This is a genomic window from Pseudoalteromonas sp. TB41, from assembly GCF_000497975.1.
GTDB lineage: Bacteria > Pseudomonadota > Gammaproteobacteria > Enterobacterales > Alteromonadaceae > Pseudoalteromonas > Pseudoalteromonas tetraodonis.
Genome location: NZ_AUTH01000075.1, coordinates 130270 through 148218 on the forward strand (window position 1 = coordinate 130270; position 17949 = coordinate 148218).

Genomic DNA, 17949 nt, shown 5'->3' on the forward strand with positions numbered 1-17949 from the left:
GGCTCGTTTTTTAAATTACACATAAAAAATCTTTAAGGATTATTAGCGATTAGCTCATCTACTTTTTTTATAACATCTTCTGGTGTTGGCTCAGTCGTTTGTTGTTTTAACCAATCTATTATTTCTGAGCTGACTCTGTAACCCTTTTCAATGCAGTAGTGTTGAGAGGTAACCCAAATATCTGCCCCCCTAGAGGTGCTATACGAATTACAAACAGTGTAGCCTTCACTTTTAATCTTACTTTCAATAAAGTAGGTATAAGTAGGAACTGAAATCAATAGCAAAATCAGAGTAACCCCACAGACCTTATACCATTTAATTAAAAGCTCAGGCTTTATTTCAATATTTCTTACTTTTAAGAATATCAGTCGAGTAAGCATTGCAAATGCTGGCGTATATAAAATTAAACACGCACTAAAACTCTTCTCCTCAAAGATTAGCTGATGTTGATTCAAAGTTTCAAAAACGAGTGTCACCTCACTGTATGAGATCATAGGCAGAGTAATGGTGAGCACAAAGAAGAAAGTAAATAAAAAAATACCCTTTATATTTTTACTTAACGTTATTCTTTCGTGTTTCATTAAACTCCCTTTAATCATCATTTAAATAAGGTATACAAATAAATTACGGTTAAACTTTATACGGTTTTCGTCATGTGCATTATAAGCAACTCTTAGACTAGCTATAATTTTTTAGTTATCCTATTAGTATAAATTAAACACATAGCTGTTCCTTCAACAAGAGCGCCTACAAGAATAAATAAACTAGACTCCACTTTAAATCTTTCACTGTGAAAAACGAAATAGCAGGCTTTGTTTAGGCTAAAAAAAAGTAAGGTGTCTTATGTCAATTTTAAAAAAGCGTAAAGCAGGTTTAGTTTATATAAAAATATTATCATCGTATCAATTTTTAAGAGCAGAAAAACTAAATGCAAGGATCGCGGACTATTAAAACTCATGAAATTAGCTTGTTAAAAAGAACTCTAAATTTAGCTTTACTATTTACTCATATAATTTTTTTATTTGCAGTAGCTGCCATAGCATTCGATCGTGAGAGTTTTGAGGCAATAAGTAACGCAAGATATGGCAATAGCGCTCCCTTAATGCAATCTAGATTAGCAGATATATTTGTATCATTTTGGTTTGCTTATTTGTGCTTAGCTTTGATCCCATTAACTTTAATAAAAGAGCGGCTCGTGAAAAGCTATAACGTTCGAATTTATTTAAATGTACTAGCTTCGTTTATATGCGGATTAATAATCTATATATTTACTAATAAACTGTATAGTTTATAAGGTTTATTTAATGTAACTTTTAGCTTCTTTAAGCGGAAAATTTATAACTTAAAAGGAAAAAATAACTAATGGAAAATATTTTTTGTGGCTATTATGATGAGGAAGCGGAGCAGGATGTTCCATTACAACCAAACATTAGTGAAGCTATAACCTTTTTCAAAAGTTTTATTTGGGAGAATGAAAATTCAGAATCCGCCATGAAAATTTTATTTTTTCAAGCTTTAGGGGATAATGAGGCTTCATTACAAATAAGTTGCCTAGAAAAAAGTTTATGGTGCATTTCTACCAGTGTTTCTATCCGAAGGCGCTTTCTTGGACCTTTTTTTAAGCGTAACACCTTCAAAATCTTTATAGATAAAAATGAAGATGAAACAGAAAATATAATACGTTTATTTTATGATAGTTCGCCTCACAAATTTGCTGCCTTTTTAAAAAATAGTAAAGGCTAAGCTTTAAGAGGAGTTACACATTTAATCTCTTTATAAATCTATTCTATTACTTTGAATAAAGGACTATCAATGAAGTATCTAAATTACATATTATTTTGCCTATCTCTATTTTTCACATCGAACACATTTGCGCTTGAGCAAAAGTATCACGAGAGTGTTTTACCTGTTATTGCTGCTTTTAAAACGCATGATAAAACTGCGATTGCTGCGCATATTCGCTACCCTCTAAAAAGGCAGTATCCATTGCCTGATATTAAAAATGAAGCTGAGTTGATAGAGCGTTTTGATGAAGTGTTTGATGATAAACTCGCCGCAGTTATTGCCAGTTCAAATATCGATACTGATTGGGATAAAGTGGGCTGGCGCGGCATTATGCTCAATAACGGCGTAATGTGGGTAGACACAGACGGCAAAGTTATTGCTGTGAATACACAAAATATCACTGAGCAAGCACATGCAGAAAAGTTAATCGCTCAAGATAAACAATCACTCCATTCAAGTATTAAAACCTTTCAAAAACCAATACTTGATTGGAAAACAGCTAACTATCGTGTTCGCATTGATGATTTAGGCGATGGAAACTTCCGCTATGCATCGTGGAGTATTGATAAAAGCCCAAGGGATAGGCCTGATATCGTTTTAATTCATGGTGAGATAACGTTTAGTGGCAGTGGCGGTAATCACAGTTATACGTTTAAAAACGGGCGCTATAGTTACATATTACACGTTACTGTAATTGGCTGTGATACCTCACCACCAGGTTGGCTTGAAGTATATAAAAACGATAAGCAATTGTTATTTGAAGACGTTGTAAGTAAAGGTTAATACAGTATCGAAAAGAGTACATAGTTACTAATGATTAAACAGAATTAGAAATAAAATATGAAAATAGAAGATATCAAGATAAAAATTGAAAGCTCTGAATTTTATAAAAACAATGATATTAAACAGTTGATTAAACTGGTTATTGATTTATATGAAAGCTACAGAATTGAAAATACTATTTTAGAAAATGACGGCGATATGCTTCTTTTTCAGTGCGGGGAAGATAGCCTGAGTAAAGACTACTTTATTGTTGATATTACACGCCAAATTATTCCTGATTTAGACGACATAGATGAAGCTACAGATGCTATGCAGCAACTTAGTACGACTTTTAAATTTTTACCAAGCGAGGCTGCATTTGCGCTTTCAACAACGAGTCAGTGGTGTTCTGCGTTAAATGAGGTTGATAGTCTTAGGGCGTTTATTGAAAATAGTGATGCTTTTCAATGGGCTATTAAAAATGATGTGGTAAAAGTAGATATTGAATTATCTTATATATAAATATTAAAACAATAATTGTAGTCGCATAAACTACGATAATGAAATTGGTTGTGCAATTAGCTTTTTTAAAAGGATTTACATGAATAAAAAAACTTCAAACTTAGTCATTATATTTTTATCTGCATTCATTACATCGTTTGTTAGCCGCTATTTAACTGATTCAATAATAAACCTAAAAGATCTACCTTTTTATATGGAGTTTTTACTTTTCCTAGCTATTTATTTGGTAATTTATTTCCCACTAAATTGTGTATTCGAAAAATTCGTTGTTAAGTCAACATCTGATAGTTAGCAAAACAGTAAGGCAGAATGAGTCAGAGGGTTCGCTATACAAGGCTTTACAGGTATCTTTGCTTATTGTTTTGTCGCATATCTGTGTAGTAATCGGCTTGCTCTTAACCACTATTAAACAAGGCAATTTTATGAAAACGATTGGCATGCTCGGAGGTATGAGTTGGGAGTCAACAGCCAGCTATTACAAAGCTTTAAACGAAGGCGTTAAAAACTCATTGGGTGGGCTACATAGTGCTAAAATTTGTATGGTGAGCGTCGATTTTGCAAAAATTGAAGCGCTACAGCATCAAGGTGATTGGCAACAAACAGCTAAGTTACTCACTAAGGCAGCTAAATCTGTAGAGGCTGGTGGTGCCGACTTTTTACTTATTTGTACCAACACTATGCATAAAGTGGCCGATGAGATTGCCAGTAATATTACCATTCCTATTTTGCATATTGCCGATGCCACCGCTGAGCAACTAAAGCACGATAACATTACGCGAGTAGGGTTGTTGGGAACGCAATTTACAATGGAGCAAAACTTTTACAAAGAGCGTTTAACTAATAAGCATAACATTGAGGTATTAATACCTGAGCCTAATGAGCGAAAGCGAGTGCACGAGGTTATTTATTCGCAGTTATGCCAAGGGATTATTGATGACGATTCGCGAGCTGATTATGTGCGTATTATAGAGCGCTTATTTGCACAAGGCGCACAGGCTATTATTTTAGGCTGTACTGAAATCGCCTTGTTGGTAAAACCACAACATACGCAGGTTCCGCTTTACGATACCACCAAAATACATGCCGAGGCAGCAGTGAAGTTAGCACTGGCAAAATAGTTAAGCTTGAGATAACAAAAAACCGCCAATTGGCGGTTTTTTATTAGCAAGTAAAGCTGTTAACACGCTTTATTTTAATGGCCTTTCTCAAAGTCATTTACTTCGCGCTCGGCTTAACTTCCTTTAACCTATACATCTGAAGCTTTAATTATTGTATTTTATATAGGCTTGTTTATCATATGAGGTCTATTTACAAAGGCATGTGAATATTTAAGCTTATAGGGAATCATGTAGCAACCCTCCACAAAATGTTCACGGCCTATTTTTAAGGCTTCTTGTTTATGTCATTTTTAACGACACTTAAAAAGTTTGGTAATCATATTGGTGCTTACAAAGTGCACTTGTGCCCTGAGGTGAAAGGCCAAGTTAGTGAAAAGGGCAAGCCTTTATCTAATGTGAGAATAGACAGAGTATTAAATTTTTCTGATGGCAAATGTGCTGAAGATTTCACTTACACCGATAAGAACGGAAGTTTCTTACTACCTGAAATTAATATCCGTTCTAATCAACCAGCAGTCCCACTTGCTGAGATTTTTACTTCTCAAGCTATTTATTTATCCTACAATCATGAAGAATATTGCCTTTGGGGTTCCAGATTGTCAGGCGCTAAATACCGAGAGGAATATGCAAAAAAATTAAGGCAATTAATAGCCGATACCACTGATGAAAAGGTTCTTTTTAAATTTGAGAATAAAAAAACTGAAGGCTATAAATTTGAAGCTTTAAGTATTTGTCGTTGGTCTGATGATTTTGAAGTAGTGGAAAAAAATGCTTATTTTGACCTTTCAGAAATTGAAACGGATGAAAATTAATAAAACAAAACCTAAATTATAAGGAAATATTGATGAATGTTTTAAGCCCTGCAATAGCTGCTAACTTTGCTGCTATCTCATACGAAAGCCTTGATAAAAGAGGCTTAAGAGCTAATCCATATTTTGAAAGGATTAGCTCTTTATTTTCATTCGAATCAGAATCTATAAAAGGTGTAAGTGGTTCTATTCTTGAGCGAGTTTTTAATCACTCGACCAATTTTGGCTGTATTGCAAAAGGTAAGAAGGGTGCATATGAAGATGATTATGTTTTAGCTTTACGTGGCACGGCAAAAATACGTGATGTTGTTACTGACTTACATTGTGGTTTAAGTACTTGTAGTAATAATCAACCTGTACATGCAGGCTTCAACCATACATTTAACTCTTTCAAAAATCAGTTAGAGCTGTATTTTAAACAAAGCACTAAGAAAAAATTAAACATTCATGTTGTAGGTCATAGTTTAGGTGGTGCTTTAGCAAACTTAGCTGCTAACTGGTTAAAGCAACGTTTTGGAGCGAATGTAAAATTATATACTTTTGGTGCGCCGCGAGTTGGTTATAATAGTTTTGCAGTAAAAACTGAGTCCGCAACAGATAATAGCATTTATCGTTGTGTACATGCAGCCGACCCAGTTCCTTTAGTGCCTGTGTGGCCATTTATGCATACGGAGCAAGAATATATTTTACACGGTGCTGCCACTATTACTCCAAAAGCACATAGTATGACTAAGGATACGCCAGGATATTTGCATACAGCTAGCAACTTCAAAAGTTATTCTGCTATTAACAAGGGAATGGAAAAACGAATTCAAGAAGAGGTAAGGCTTGATTATGAGAGACGACTCGAATGTAGCCGCACCTCTAAATGGGCTCGGAAAATTGGTGCAGCTTTAATTACTCATTTACGTGAGACTGGTAAATTATATGCGATACAAAATCATTTTTCGAACGCTCTCACAGTATACGATCAGATAGCTAAAGCATTAGCTGATAGCATTGATTTTTCTAAAAATTGTACTAAAGATGTAAAAGGGATTTTAGGGCATATGCTGACATTTTGTGGCTATCCATTTCAGGTGATTTCTTTTACTTACGCTTCTATTAGGCATATTTTGCAATTAATGCTTAAAAATATTTTTGCACTTGCTGGCGAAGCGCTAGCATTAGCAAAACCTTCCTAGAATTAAGGTATACAAAAAACCGCCAATTGGCGGTTTTTTATTAGCAAGTAAAACTGTTAACACGCTTTATTTTAATGGCCTTTCTCAAAGTCATTTACTTCGCGCTCGGCTTCCTCTTTCGATTTACCGTATTTTTGCTGAATTTTACCAATAAGCTCGGTACGGCTACCTTCAATTTTATCTAAATCATCGTTGGTAAGATCGCCCCATTTTTGCTGCGCTTTACCTTTAAGTTCTTTCCAATTTCCTTCGATACGATCGCTATTCATAATTAGCTCCTTATTAAGAGTGATGATTTTTCATTTTAAAAGCGTTACTAATAAAATGATTTTTAACGTTCACTTATAAAGTTGCAAAGGCTATACCAGAAAGTAAAATTTTAATTTTATTTATATATCAACTGGTTATGGTTTTTTGATGCGTAAAGTTTTTTAGCTGGTGGCGAGCTTTATAAAAATTCTGCAGGGTGGCTTGTAATTATTGCAGGGACTGTGACTTCAGGGGCTGTTACTTCAGGGGGGATTATTGCAGGGACACTGTGCTGGTTTTTTATAAGTACAAAAAAAGCGAGCTGTTAAAGCTCGCTTTGGTGTTTAATAAAGGAATTAATGTCTAAAGCTTGGCATTAGCGCAGGAATGCCTGGCAGCATACCTACCAGTGCCATTACACCGGTTAATAACACAAACATAATAAGTGGGATGATCCAGCGGCTCATTCGTGATAAATCAGCACTTCTTTCTTTACAGCCAATAAGGCCCAAGTTATCCAAAAGCATAGTCAGTGACCAACCAAATGCAGGGTTTACTAGGCTTGAGGCAAACACCACAATAGCTGCCGACTGCGTGGTTTTACCTTCACGGGTCATTTCCATACCCGCTTCAAGTAGTGGAATAAACACCCCTACAATTAAGGCAACACATAATACTGGCTGCCAAATAGCTAAGTCCATTGGATAGCCCCAAACACCCGCGATAATACAAAATAACGCAGTTAAAATAGCGCCTGCAGGAATAGGGCGTTTTGCAATAGCAGCAGGAACAATGTAAGTGCCCCAAGATGACGCAAAGTTAGCACCGCCTAATAGCGAGCCAAAGGTTTGTCTTGTTGATGCGCTAAGCATGGTATCGTCAATATTCATTTGTACTTTTTCAGTACGCTCTGGGTAACTAATTTTTTGAAATACTTGATGGCCTAAAAAGTCAGGCGACCACATAGCAACCGCTAAAACTGCAAAAGGAAGTACAACTACAAAGCTTTCAGCGGTTGGTAAACCAAGCATCCAACCAGTGTTTTCCCCCCACCAGTACATAGGGTTCATGTTTGGTAGGCCCGGTGCGGTATGAAACTCAAACGGTGCGCCCAATGCAAAAGCAGTAAAACCACCAATTAAACAGCTCAGTGGCACGGCTAACCAGCGTTTTTTGTAATGCTCCAATAAAGCATAAAGTAAAATTGTGGCTAAGATTACGATAAAAGCAATATGGGTCATTTGAATTTCTTCAGCCCATGCAAACAGCTTTTTAACTTGTGAAATGGTACCCACAAAGCCTAAATAGAGGAGTAGGCCACCACACACCCCTTTACTGGTGAGCTTGGCCATGAGGCTGCCGCCTTTACTAAATGCTAATATCAATCCAAAGGCACCTATGAGTAAACCAAAGGCCATAGGATGTCCGCCTGCGGCAACCACAATAGGAATTAATGGAATGAGTGGGCCATGAGTACCGGCTAAATTAGCGGTCGGTAAAATAAAGCCCGAAAATAGTAAAATAAATAGCGAAACAATTAAAAGTTCGTAGCGTACGTTTTCAAGTACAAAGCCATCACTTAAACCCAAAGGGCCTGCAAACGTGGCAGCAATGGCTGCAACCATGACTACTTTACCTATAGTAGCGGCCATCGCTGGAATGGTGTCTTCAAATTCAAAGCGATAATCTCTAAATGGTAAATTTGGACGCCAGCGTTTTGGCTGCATAATTTGCAGTTCGTGCTCTAGGTAAGCGTCGCGGCTTTCAAACTCAGAGCTGGGCTTATGAAGATTTTCATAGCTATCGGACACGGTTTGAGTATCCGCTCCTGATATAGCATCAGATGAATTATCATCTAGCGGCTTGGTGGTCATGACTTCTCCTGCAACTTAGTTGCTAACTCAAAATAAAAATACAGCTTTTACAAAGCAAATGAACGTTGAGTGCGCAGGGTAAAACAGCTTGCTACAGATTGTAATTAGGCAAAAGGTCGTGCATAGCCCAGTTTAACGCTTTGTAAGTGTTAACAAAAATAGCAAAGGGATGTGTTGTAACTGGCTTGTTAAATTTAAAAGGTCTTTAAATTCAGTGGTTTATTGTTTTGTTTTTACAGTGTGATCTTGTCATGCAGAATAGCGAAAAGGTCATAAAATCAGCAGATTCAGCAGCAATCATTCTTTAGTCTAATAAAGGTGACGTTAGCATCTTTTTGCTTATTATAAATACAATTAGCCGCGAAGTTGCGCAAAACGTAATAATTAAAAAGAGTATTTACTTAGCTGTAGCTTCGGTTTACAGCTTTATACCTACTAGGTATTTGAAACGAAATGCAATCACGAGCTAATTTAAGGGCATTTAAATCACTTAAAACGCCACTTGCTTTTTAATAATAAAACGATAATTTTTGCTACAATGGCGGCAAAGTAATTTAGGGTAAATAGCGTGCTGCCGGTTCAAGAAATATATAACTCACTCATTGATGCATTAAAAGCCAACTCAATCACCTTACTGCAAGCGCCGCCTGGTGCAGGTAAATCGACGTGGTTGCCATTACAGCTTATGCGCGATGGGCATTATAAACACATAGTGATGTTGGAGCCGCGACGCTTAGCTGCACGTAATATTGCCAATTACCTAGCCCAATGCCAAAACGAATCCCTTGGACAAAGTGTTGGTTTACGGGTGCGAGGTGAGAGTAAAGTAAGTGTGAACACGCGCCTTGAAATAGCCACCGAAGGCATGCTGACACGCATGTTACAAAATGACCCTGAGCTCAGTGATGTTGATTTACTGATTTTTGATGAGTTTCATGAGCGCTCTATCGCAGCAGATACCGCGCTGGCTTTTGCTTTAGAATCGCAAGCGGCGCTACGTGAAGATTTAACCATTATGCTGATGTCGGCCACCCTCGATAGCGATCGTTATACCGCATTTTTTAATTGCCCAGTTATTCAGTCAAGCGGGCGAAGTTACCCGATTGACGAAATATATTGCCCAATAAAAGATGAAAGCCGCTGGCTTGATGCCATCCCCGCTATTATAAAACAAGCACTCAATGAGCAAACCGGCAGTGCGCTGGTATTTTTACCCGGCCAACGAGAAATACTGTGCGTGCAACAAGCATTGAGCGACTTACCTAGTAACTGCCTAGTCGCCACTTTATTTGGTGAGCAAGATAAAGCCAATCAACAAGCTGCAATAGCACCTGCGCCTCAAGGGATGCGAAAAGTAGTACTGACCACCAATGTTGCCGAAACCAGCTTAACCATTGAAGGCATTCGAATTGTGATTGATAGCGGCAAGCGCCGTGCAGCCAGCTTTAATTTAAAAACCGGTGTAACTGAGCTCACTACGCAAAGTATATCTCGTTCATCGGCAGTACAACGCGCAGGGCGTGCAGGACGAATAGAACCAGGGGTTGTGTATCGTTTAGGTTCAAAACAAACTTTTGAGCGACGAAACAGCCACGATAACCCTGATATTCTTACCTCAGATATTAGCCAACTGATGCTTGAGGCGAAGCAGTGGGGCGCAAGCATTAGTGAACTCACCTTACTTGACCCGCCGAGTGAGCAACAATGCAGCCAAGCTACCAATTTATTATCTATGCTTGAAGCGATAGATAGCCACGGTAAGCTCACCGCACTGGGGAGTAAAATGTTGGGCTTTGGTGCCGATATTCGCTTAGCGCATATGTTATTAAAAGCGCAAATGTTAGAACCACAGTTAAGCGGAATTTATCGCTTAGCTATTTATTTAGTCGCCTTACTAGAAAGCCGAGTTAACACTGCCAATGAGCTTAATCTAGCACTGCATAGTCAACAGCAGCGTCCGCATCCTGTGTATAAGCAACAATTAAATTATTGGTTAAAACGCTTAAAATTTACCGACAGCAAAACAGACTTAAACACCGATCATTTAAGCTTATTAGTGTCGCTTGGCTATCCAGATCGCATCGCTAAAAAACGCGGTAATGGCTACTTACTTGCTAATGGCGCAGGGGTCGAGCTAAACCCTGACTACTGGCATAATGACGAATATATAGCTATTGCCAGTATGGGCGGACACAAAGGCGGGCGAGTTTTTGCGGCCACGGCGCTAAATCCATTAGCGCTTAAAGAGTATTTACCGCATTTATTCACTGAGTTGACCCGCTGCGAGTTTGATGAAAAAGCTGCTCGGTTTATTCATCAAGATGAAGTAAAACTTGGAGAAATTACCCTTAGTAGCCAACCAAGTAAACATAAGCTTGATAAAGCAGAGCGTGCCAAGGCATGGCTTAGTGTGTTTGCCAAGCAGGGCTTTTCACTGTTTAACGAGCAAAAAGAAAGTGAGCAGTTACTTATTAGAATGTGCCTAGCCAGCAAATTGATGCCAGAACAGTTTCCTGTTATTAATCAGCAGCAGCTCATTGAAACAGCAGGTGATTGGTTAGGGGTGTACCTTGAAAATATTAAAACCCTTGAGCAACTTAAAAAGTTTAATTATTTTGAGGCACTACAAAACTGTTTTAATTGGCAACAGCAAAGCGAGCTAAAATCTTTACTCCCACTGCGACTAACAGTACCAAGTGGCTCTAACATAAAAATTGAATACCAACTTGATGGACCTGCCAAGCTTAGTGTGCGCATGCAAGAGGTATATGGTTTAACCAGTACACCTATGCTAGCTAACGGTAAATTAGCATTGCTAATGGAGTTGTTATCGCCAGGCAAGCGTTCACTACAGTTAACCCAAGACTTAGCACATTTTTGGAATAGTAGTTACCGCGAGGTACAAAAAGAGATGAAAGGGCGCTACCCCAAACATTTTTGGCCAGACGATCCTGCCAATAGCGTTGCCACTAATAGAGTAAAAAGCAGAATGTGATCACGCTTCCTTAATTTTACTTAGTGTTAAATGTTGACCATGCAAATAACGAACATTTTTGGGCGTTTTACAAGCACTAAACTATTATTACTTTAATGCTGATATTTATAGGGTAAGACTTATTACCCTAGTGTACATATGAGCAGTAAGGTAGCAAGCGTTTGTAACTAATTGAAGATGCAGCTAACAATCTAAAAGTGATAATAGAGGGAACATGCATGAAAGGCGTTATCTTTAGAGGGCTTGAAGCACTGGTTATTGAAAAATGTGACATGGCTGCATGGGACGACTTACTTGAAAAAAATGCACCGGAGGGTCGTGTTTATATTTCTGCAGAAAGTTATCCAGATGAAGAAATAGTTGGTTTAGCCCAAGATGTAGCCACTGCACTTTCTATGTCTATGCCAGAGGTATTAAAGGCCTTTGGAGAGTATTTATTTTCTCACTTAAAGGCACGTCATCCAAGCATTGTTGCTAACTTTAATTGTTTTGCTGATCTCATTATTGGTATTGATAAAGTAATTCATGTTGAAGTAGCTAAGCTTTATCATGAGCCTAATTTACCTGAAATTGACGCCCAAATTATTGAAGACGGGTTTATTTTAATGCGTTACAACTCTAAGCGACAGCTTTGTATGTGCGCCGAAGGGCTTATTTTTGGTGCTGCGGCTCATTATGGGGTTGATGCTAAACTTAATCATGCCCAGTGTATGCATGATGGGTTTGATTCGTGTTTAATTGAAATAAAATATGAGACTCCCCATGGCTGAAGACGACTACAATTATAAAAAAGCGTATTTGCGCGAAAAATCAGCCAGAGATCAATTAGAAACCCTACTAGAAGACAAAACACGGGCATTGTTTATTGTTAATCAAGAACTGGAAGAAAAGCTCGAAACGGTTAAAAACCAACAAATAACCTTAATGCAAAGTGAAAAAATGGCCACGCTAGGGACACTCTCTGCTGGGATGGCCCACGAAATAAATAACCCGCTTGCTTATATAACCAGTAATGTAGAAAGTATAAAATTTATAAAGCCCGTGCTGGTTTCGTTAATGACGGCGGCTCAAAAATTTGTAGATAAATCGATTTCAGTATCGCAGTTGGAGTCTATTTTAGTTCAGCTCAATCAAGAGAACGATTTAAGCTTTATTGTGGACGATATTGATGACTTAGTTGATGATACCCAAGAGGGATTAGAGCGTATCGCTCATATTGTTAGTAACCTTGTCGACTTTGCAAGCCTAAAAGACAACGTAACTGCAATGGCAGATATTACAGAATCACTCAATGGCACACTAAAACTACTCGACAACCAGCTAGGGACGTGTGCTATAGAGTTACACATTGAAAAGTTACCTCTAACACGGTGTAATATATCATCGATGAAACAACTGTTTGTAAACTTATTAATTAATGCCAAACACGCCTGCGACGATTTGCGCGATCAGCAAGGAAAAATAAGTGTTAAGCTGTTTGCCAATGAAAACAATATTTACATAGAGGTGGCAGATAACGGCTGTGGAATGGACGCTGATACACTTAAACAAATGTTCGATCCCTTCTTTACCACTAAACCCGTAGGCCAAGGCACTGGTATGGGAATGGCTATAGTTTACAATGTACTTAAAGAGCACAATGGCACTATAGAGGTTGAAAGTAAAGTGGGTATGGGGTCTTTAATACGTTGTGTAATACCTATTGCTACATAACTTTGTAAGCTTAAAGTTTACAATGTAGGCATGGCTACAAAGTGTGTTGTGGCTATTGAGCGTAGGTATAAGTATCTTAACTCGATACTTCTTGTCCGCCGTGTTGCTCGGCTAAATCATCAAGTTCGGCAACGGTATAATCAAATCCGCTTTCATCATACTCGTAGCTTACTTTAACGCTGTCGCCGCCATTAAAAAGACGTGTTTTTACGTCATTGACTGGCCAATCTTTTAATTCGTGTAAAAAACGGTTTGCAACTTGGGATGATTCAAATCGATAACTAATCTCTGTTTTCATAAATAATAATACCCTGATAATTTTACCCCCGTAGTTTGTTGATTTTTACCAAGGAGTCAAGTTATCTACTTTAAAAGGACAATAAATTATGACTTTATAGATACTTATCGGTCATAGTAATCTAAATTGGAGTGTTAACAGTATAAAGCTGTTTGAAAACAATAACGACATAACAAAAACGGAGTAGGCAATGAAACATTTAGTGAGCTTAGTTGGGCTTATCGCATTTTTAATGGTGGTATTACCGGGGCCTCTTTATAAATTTAATATGGTTGAGCTAGGTACTGCCTTTGCCGGTTTTAGATTAAGCGTTTATGTAGGTGGTGCAGCATTAGCCTTGCTATTGATTCAAGTGCTATTTATGCGTAAAACAGTGAGCTTAGTCAGTGCTGTTGTCACGGTTATTTTTGCAGCAGTTGCTATTGCAATGCCGATTAACATGATGAACACCGCAAAAAGTGTTCCGCCAATTCATGATATTTCTACCGATTTGATTAACCCGCCTAAATTTGTTGCGGTAGTGCCTTTGCGTGCAGATTCGCCAAACCCGGTTGCTTACGCGGGTGAAGAAACCGCAGCGCAGCAACGTAAAGCGTACCCAGAGCTAAAACCGCTCGAGTACAACCAAACCCAAACAGAGCTGGTGGCAGCAATCACTAAAGCAATGGAAAACTTAGGCTGGGAACTGGTCAATAGCGATGTTAATAACGGAATTGTTGAAGCGACAGACACCACAACATGGTTTGGTTTTAAAGACGATGTTGTGGTTCGTATTAACGATAAAGGCAGTAAACGCGTGGTCGATATACGCAGTAAATCACGCATTGGTAAAAGTGATTTAGGTAAAAATGCGCAGCGTATTAAAACACTCATTGAAGAGTTAAATGCCGTTGTTGTGGAATAATTGATAACAGAAAAACAGCCCTGCACTTTGCGGGGATATTTGCAGTTGCACATGATCAGCTTATGTTCATAGCTGACAGTGTATACTGTGTATGATTTTTAATAAACTATGGAGTTATTATGAAAACAGTCGGATATGCAGCAAAAAGCCAAGGTTCTGAACTCACAGAGTTTTCTTTTGAGCGCCGCGATTTACGAAATAACGATGTAGCAATAGAAATTTTATATTGTGGTGTATGCCATTCAGACTTACACGCAGTGCGTAACGACTGGGGTGGTAGTAATTACCCATTAGTTCCAGGGCACGAAATTGTAGGTAAAGTAATATCAGTCGGTAGTGATGTTAAAAAATACAAACAAGGCGATACCGTTGCTGTAGGGTGTATGGTTGACTCCTGCCAAAGCTGTGACCAATGTGATAATCACGAAGAGCAATTCTGTCGTGAAGGTATGGTAGGTACTTACAGCGGTACCGATAGAGTTAACGGCGAAATGACTCAAGGTGGCTACTCTAAACACCTTGTAGTACGCGAAGAGTTTGTATTATCAGTGCCTGAAAACTTAGAATTATCGCGTGTGGCACCGTTACTATGCGCGGGTATTACTACTTATTCACCGTTACATAAATGGGGTGTAAAAACAGGTAGCCGTGTTGCCGTGGTAGGCCTTGGTGGATTAGGTCATATGGCGGTTAAAAATGCAGTAGCAATGGGTGCAACGGTTACTGTTATTGGTCGTACTGAGTCTAAAAAAGAAGATGCAATTAAGCTCGGCGCACAGCATTATTTAGTATCAAACAATGATAATGAAATGAAAAATGCGCAGTCAGCGTTTGATGTCATTATTGATACCGTGCCTGTAAAGCATGACTTATCAATTTACACACCACTACTTGATATCGATGGTACCTTGGTTATTGTTGGCCAAGTAGGCCCAGTAGATGAGCTAAACACAGTTCCTCTTTTAATGGGTCGTCGTCGTGTGGCTGGTTCGTTAATTGGCGGCATTGCAGAAACACAGCAAATGCTTGATTTTTGTGGTGAGCACAACGTACTGCCAGAGTGTGAAATGATCAACATAGACGAAATTAACACCGCTTATGAGCGTATGGAGCGCTCTGATGTGCGATACCGTTTTGTTATTGATATGTCATCTATTAGCGTTTAATACGCTAAAGAGTGAATGTAAAAAGAGCCGCTTAGTGGCTCTTTTTGTTTTTATTAACAAGGCTGTGCGTGTTTAGTTTTGTTACCGCTAATTTGTATATAACTTAGCAACCACATTAACAGCCCACCTAAAAATAAAGCCGCAGCAACATAGCCTGTTTGATTTGGCGCTGCCCCTTTTGCAATAGCAATGCCGCCAACCCAAGGTCCAATAGCATTTGCAATATTAAACGCACACTGCACTAATGCCCCAATCATGGCGTGACCATTAGGTGATACATCCATTAATAGCGTTTGCACTAAGGTTGATAGCCCTAAGCTGCAGCCAATAAAAAATATAACCGCATACAGCAGATAAATATTATAGCTGGCACTTACATATGCAAATGCAAAAACAATAGTAGAGGCAAGCGTAAATCCGGTGGTTTTTATCGCTGATTTATCGGCAGCTTTACCTAGCATGTAATTACCGAGCGTAGAGCCAATACCAAACATCACCATAGCAATTGAAATTGTATAGGGCGCGCTCTGAGTGACCTCTAAGATCGTATCGGCCACATAGGTATAAATACAAAATACGCCACCAAAGCCAATAATAACAATCCCTAATATTGACCAAACCAATTTGTTTTTTAGCACCCCTAATTCGTTGAGTAAGTTAGAGGTATGGGTGTTTTTAATATTAGGCACCACGTTATACACAAAAATAAAGGCAATAAACGCCAACACCCCAGCCGCAGCGAGGCAATAACGCCAACTAAGATTTTGCCCAACCAATGTCACCACCGGCACACCAACGATAGTGGCTATGGTTAAGCCCATAAACACTTTTGACATAAAGCTAGCGCGTTTTCCTTGCGGTGCTATATCAGAGGCCAGTAATAACGCGGCACCAAAATAAGCGCCATGGGGAAGGCCACTTAAAAACCTAAACAGCACCAGTTGTTCTAACGAGGTCGCTAATGCACTTAAACTGTTTGAAATACACATTAAGCTTAAAAATAATAATAGCGCTCGTCGTTTTCGCATATTTGCCGTTGCCAACATTAAAATGGGTGCGCCAACCACCACCCCAAGAGCATAAGCACTAATAGCATAACCACTTTGTGACGGGGTACTGCCAAAAGCCTCACTAATTAATGGCAACATAGGCATCATAGAAAATTCAGATAACCCCAAAATAAAAGTACCCAACGCCAGCACAATTAAAATAGCGGTTCTATTGGGCTGACCCGACGGCGATGTAGTATCAACGGCCATATAAAATCCTTGAAGATAATAAATAAAATTTAATAACAAACTAAACGCCAGTGCGTTTAAAAATAAAGCACACACGCTTATTTAGTTGAATGTGGAAATGAGGAGTAAAGAGGCGTGCATTTTAAATTAAAAGCTCTCTTTCGTCATGGACTAAACCATAATTTAAGATGAATAAAATTTAACTTAAGCCAACCAAAGGATGGTTAAGTAAGTTCAGCAAAGTATTAACGCAATCAAAAATAAGCAGTGTTAAATTTAAAATGTAATGTTAACTTGACTTTTTGTAAGGCATGAATGATATTTGTAAAGTAAACATTACTTTTAAAAACAGGATAAAGGCAATGAAAGCAGAATTAAATTTAAAACAACGCCAAATTAAAAATACCAGTTACCTAGCTAAATGGACCTTAATATGGCTTTTTACTTTAGCTATTTGCAGCTTTGGCCCCACTTTAATCTGGGATCGTTCAGCGCTAATTAGTGGCTTTTTTATTATTATAAATTTGGCTGCTGGCGTAGGGATGATTTTAGCCAACAAGCGCTATTTGCAAGGCATGGATGAATTAATGCAAAAAATACATCTCAGTGCCATGGGGTTTACCTTAGGTGCAGTGTTAGTAGGCGGGCTGGCATACACCAATTTACAATTGAGTGGTTTAATTGATTTTAAAGCGCAAATACCCGACTTAATGTTTTTAATGGGGGCGGTGTATTTAATTAGTGTGTATGTGCTTAATAAATACTATTGCGCAGGTGATGAATGAAAAATAGATTAAAAGTGTTAAGAGCCGAGCATAATTTCACTCAAGCAAAGTTGGCCGAGCTGTTGGATGTATCGCGCCAAACGATTAATGCCATTGAAAAGGGTAAGTTCGATCCCAGCTTGCCACTGGCTTTTAAGGCCGCAAGGTTGTTTAAACTTAAAATAGAAGACATTTTTGATGACGAACAGGGTTAAAAATTAACAAAGTGCGACAATATGTCGCGCTTTTTAACTTGCCGCAGCACGTATAATTTACCCACAAAGTTTTTGTGGTAAATCAATAATGACTGATAAAAAAAATCCCCTAACCTCCTATTTAGTATCACCTTTGGCACTTGTTATAAGTGGCGTACTATCGCCTGTTGCCTTTGCAGATGACGCCTCAATTGAAGTGATTGAAGTACACGGTCAAGCACAAAACAAACACCTATCGTTAGGTTCATCTGAATCGTTATTAACTGATTTAGGTGTGAACTTTTCAGCCGCCGGTGGCATGGCTAACTTACCTGTTTTAAATGGTTTAATGGGCGATAGAGTGGCGGTACTGG

Annotated in this window: 18 protein-coding genes and 1 pseudogene; 14 read left to right on the forward strand and 5 right to left on the reverse strand. The window is 38.4% G+C overall.

The genetic code is table 11. The features are described from left to right. Positions 1-32: 32 nt before the first annotated feature. The gene (locus tag L641_RS0110910; protein ID WP_024601905.1) at positions 33-581 is read right to left on the reverse strand and encodes a hypothetical protein; all 549 of its coding nucleotides are present in this window, start codon (positions 579-581) and stop codon (positions 33-35) included. A 781-nt stretch (positions 582-1362) separates the two neighbouring features. On the opposite strand from L641_RS0110910, the gene L641_RS0110920 reads away from it, so the two are divergent. From L641_RS0110920 to L641_RS0110945, 6 genes are all read left to right on the forward strand, one after another. Then, entirely contained in the window at positions 1363-1743 is a 381-nt protein-coding gene (locus L641_RS0110920) for a hypothetical protein (protein WP_024601907.1), read from the forward strand. A 69-nt stretch (positions 1744-1812) separates the two neighbouring features. Next, positions 1813-2568, forward strand: coding sequence for a hypothetical protein (locus L641_RS0110925; RefSeq protein WP_024601908.1), 756 nt, complete (start codon positions 1813-1815; stop codon positions 2566-2568). A gap of 57 nt (positions 2569-2625) precedes the next feature. Then, positions 2626-3069, forward strand: a complete 444-nt coding sequence (locus tag L641_RS0110930; protein ID WP_010391128.1) for a hypothetical protein — start codon at positions 2626-2628, stop codon at positions 3067-3069. A 422-nt stretch (positions 3070-3491) separates the two neighbouring features. Further along, positions 3492-4187: an aspartate/glutamate racemase family protein gene (locus L641_RS0110935; RefSeq protein ID WP_024601909.1), complete on the forward strand. Its 696-nt coding sequence runs from the start codon at positions 3492-3494 to the stop codon at positions 4185-4187. 281 nt (positions 4188-4468) lie between these two features. Continuing rightward, on the forward strand, positions 4469-4999 hold the full coding sequence (locus L641_RS0110940) for a DUF6795 domain-containing protein (RefSeq protein ID WP_013464373.1): 531 nt from the start codon (positions 4469-4471) through the stop codon (positions 4997-4999). 32 nt (positions 5000-5031) lie between these two features. After that, positions 5032-6180, forward strand: coding sequence for a lipase family protein (locus L641_RS0110945; RefSeq protein WP_016899391.1), 1149 nt, complete (start codon positions 5032-5034; stop codon positions 6178-6180). A 71-nt stretch (positions 6181-6251) separates the two neighbouring features. Here L641_RS0110945 and L641_RS0110950 read toward each other — a convergent pair whose 3' ends face one another. Together L641_RS0110950 and L641_RS0110955 are read right to left on the reverse strand one after the other, a co-directional pair. Next, positions 6252-6449 (reverse strand): CsbD family protein, encoded by a 198-nt coding sequence (locus L641_RS0110950; RefSeq protein ID WP_016899392.1) that lies wholly within the window; start codon positions 6447-6449, stop codon positions 6252-6254. A 336-nt stretch (positions 6450-6785) separates the two neighbouring features. After that, positions 6786-8303, reverse strand: a complete 1518-nt coding sequence (locus L641_RS0110955; protein WP_024601910.1) for a DUF3360 family protein — start codon at positions 8301-8303, stop codon at positions 6786-6788. A gap of 568 nt (positions 8304-8871) precedes the next feature. Here L641_RS0110955 and hrpB point away from each other — a divergent pair. The 3 genes from hrpB to L641_RS0110970 all read left to right on the forward strand — a co-directional run bounded on the left by hrpB (position 8872) and on the right by L641_RS0110970 (position 13011). Further along, positions 8872-11298, forward strand: coding sequence for an ATP-dependent helicase HrpB (gene hrpB, locus L641_RS0110960; RefSeq protein WP_024601911.1), 2427 nt, complete (start codon positions 8872-8874; stop codon positions 11296-11298). 218 nt (positions 11299-11516) lie between these two features. Continuing rightward, entirely contained in the window at positions 11517-12068 is a 552-nt protein-coding gene (locus L641_RS0110965) for a heme NO-binding domain-containing protein (RefSeq protein ID WP_024601912.1), read from the forward strand. After that, complete coding sequence (locus L641_RS0110970) at positions 12061-13011, forward strand: ATP-binding protein (RefSeq protein ID WP_024601913.1); 951 nt, start codon at positions 12061-12063, stop codon at positions 13009-13011. Before L641_RS0110965 ends, L641_RS0110970 begins: the two co-directional genes overlap by 8 nt. A 76-nt stretch (positions 13012-13087) precedes the next feature. Here L641_RS0110970 and L641_RS0110975 read toward each other — a convergent pair whose 3' ends face one another. Continuing rightward, the gene (locus L641_RS0110975) at positions 13088-13309 is read right to left on the reverse strand and encodes a hypothetical protein (protein WP_008108632.1); all 222 of its coding nucleotides are present in this window, start codon (positions 13307-13309) and stop codon (positions 13088-13090) included. 190 nt (positions 13310-13499) lie between these two features. Between L641_RS0110975 and L641_RS0110980 the strand changes: the two genes are divergently transcribed. Both L641_RS0110980 and L641_RS0110985 read left to right on the forward strand, forming a co-directional pair. After that, a complete protein-coding gene (locus L641_RS0110980) occupies positions 13500-14213 on the forward strand; it encodes a DUF1499 domain-containing protein (RefSeq protein WP_024601914.1) in 714 nt (237 codons plus the stop codon). Between the two features lie 119 nt (positions 14214-14332). Continuing rightward, the gene (locus tag L641_RS0110985) at positions 14333-15379 is read left to right on the forward strand and encodes an NAD(P)-dependent alcohol dehydrogenase (protein WP_024601915.1); all 1047 of its coding nucleotides are present in this window, start codon (positions 14333-14335) and stop codon (positions 15377-15379) included. A gap of 53 nt (positions 15380-15432) precedes the next feature. Here the strand turns inward: L641_RS0110985 and L641_RS0110990 are convergent, their stop codons facing one another. Next, a complete protein-coding gene (locus tag L641_RS0110990) occupies positions 15433-16638 on the reverse strand; it encodes an MFS transporter (protein ID WP_024601916.1) in 1206 nt (401 codons plus the stop codon). Between the two features lie 341 nt (positions 16639-16979). On the opposite strand from L641_RS0110990, the gene L641_RS0110995 reads away from it, so the two are divergent. The 3 genes and pseudogenes from L641_RS0110995 to L641_RS22310 all read left to right on the forward strand — a co-directional run. Continuing rightward, on the forward strand, positions 16980-17402 hold the full coding sequence (locus tag L641_RS0110995) for a hypothetical protein (RefSeq protein ID WP_024601917.1): 423 nt from the start codon (positions 16980-16982) through the stop codon (positions 17400-17402). Beyond that, complete coding sequence (locus tag L641_RS0111000) at positions 17399-17596, forward strand: helix-turn-helix transcriptional regulator (protein ID WP_013464415.1); 198 nt, start codon at positions 17399-17401, stop codon at positions 17594-17596. The genes L641_RS0110995 and L641_RS0111000 overlap by 4 nt, the downstream gene beginning before the upstream one ends. 88 nt (positions 17597-17684) lie before the next feature. Beyond that, a pseudogene (locus L641_RS22310) lies at positions 17685-17949 on the forward strand (TonB-dependent receptor); the annotation flags it as partial.

Excerpts from the sequence above, each read along its gene's own strand:
- L641_RS0110910 (WP_024601905.1), bottom strand. The coding sequence starts at position 581 with ATGAAACACGAAAGAATAACGTTAAGTAAAAATATAAAGGGTATTTTT.
- L641_RS0110920 (WP_024601907.1), top strand. The coding sequence starts at position 1,363 with ATGGAAAATATTTTTTGTGGCTATTATGATGAGGAAGCGGAGCAGGAT.
- L641_RS0110925 (WP_024601908.1), top strand. The coding sequence starts at position 1,813 with ATGAAGTATCTAAATTACATATTATTTTGCCTATCTCTATTTTTCACA.
- L641_RS0110930 (WP_010391128.1), top strand. The coding sequence starts at position 2,626 with ATGAAAATAGAAGATATCAAGATAAAAATTGAAAGCTCTGAATTTTAT.
- L641_RS0110935 (WP_024601909.1), top strand. The coding sequence starts at position 3,492 with ATGAAAACGATTGGCATGCTCGGAGGTATGAGTTGGGAGTCAACAGCC.
- L641_RS0110940 (WP_013464373.1), top strand. The coding sequence starts at position 4,469 with ATGTCATTTTTAACGACACTTAAAAAGTTTGGTAATCATATTGGTGCT.
- L641_RS0110945 (WP_016899391.1), top strand. The coding sequence starts at position 5,032 with ATGAATGTTTTAAGCCCTGCAATAGCTGCTAACTTTGCTGCTATCTCA.
- L641_RS0110950 (WP_016899392.1), bottom strand. The coding sequence starts at position 6,449 with ATGAATAGCGATCGTATCGAAGGAAATTGGAAAGAACTTAAAGGTAAA.
- L641_RS0110955 (WP_024601910.1), bottom strand. The coding sequence starts at position 8,303 with ATGACCACCAAGCCGCTAGATGATAATTCATCTGATGCTATATCAGGA.
- L641_RS0110965 (WP_024601912.1), top strand. The coding sequence starts at position 11,517 with ATGAAAGGCGTTATCTTTAGAGGGCTTGAAGCACTGGTTATTGAAAAA.
- L641_RS0110970 (WP_024601913.1), top strand. The coding sequence starts at position 12,061 with ATGGCTGAAGACGACTACAATTATAAAAAAGCGTATTTGCGCGAAAAA.
- L641_RS0110975 (WP_008108632.1), bottom strand. The coding sequence starts at position 13,309 with ATGAAAACAGAGATTAGTTATCGATTTGAATCATCCCAAGTTGCAAAC.
- L641_RS0110980 (WP_024601914.1), top strand. The coding sequence starts at position 13,500 with ATGAAACATTTAGTGAGCTTAGTTGGGCTTATCGCATTTTTAATGGTG.
- L641_RS0110985 (WP_024601915.1), top strand. The coding sequence starts at position 14,333 with ATGAAAACAGTCGGATATGCAGCAAAAAGCCAAGGTTCTGAACTCACA.
- L641_RS0110990 (WP_024601916.1), bottom strand. The coding sequence starts at position 16,638 with ATGGCCGTTGATACTACATCGCCGTCGGGTCAGCCCAATAGAACCGCT.
- L641_RS0110995 (WP_024601917.1), top strand. The coding sequence starts at position 16,980 with ATGAAAGCAGAATTAAATTTAAAACAACGCCAAATTAAAAATACCAGT.
- L641_RS0111000 (WP_013464415.1), top strand. The coding sequence starts at position 17,399 with ATGAAAAATAGATTAAAAGTGTTAAGAGCCGAGCATAATTTCACTCAA.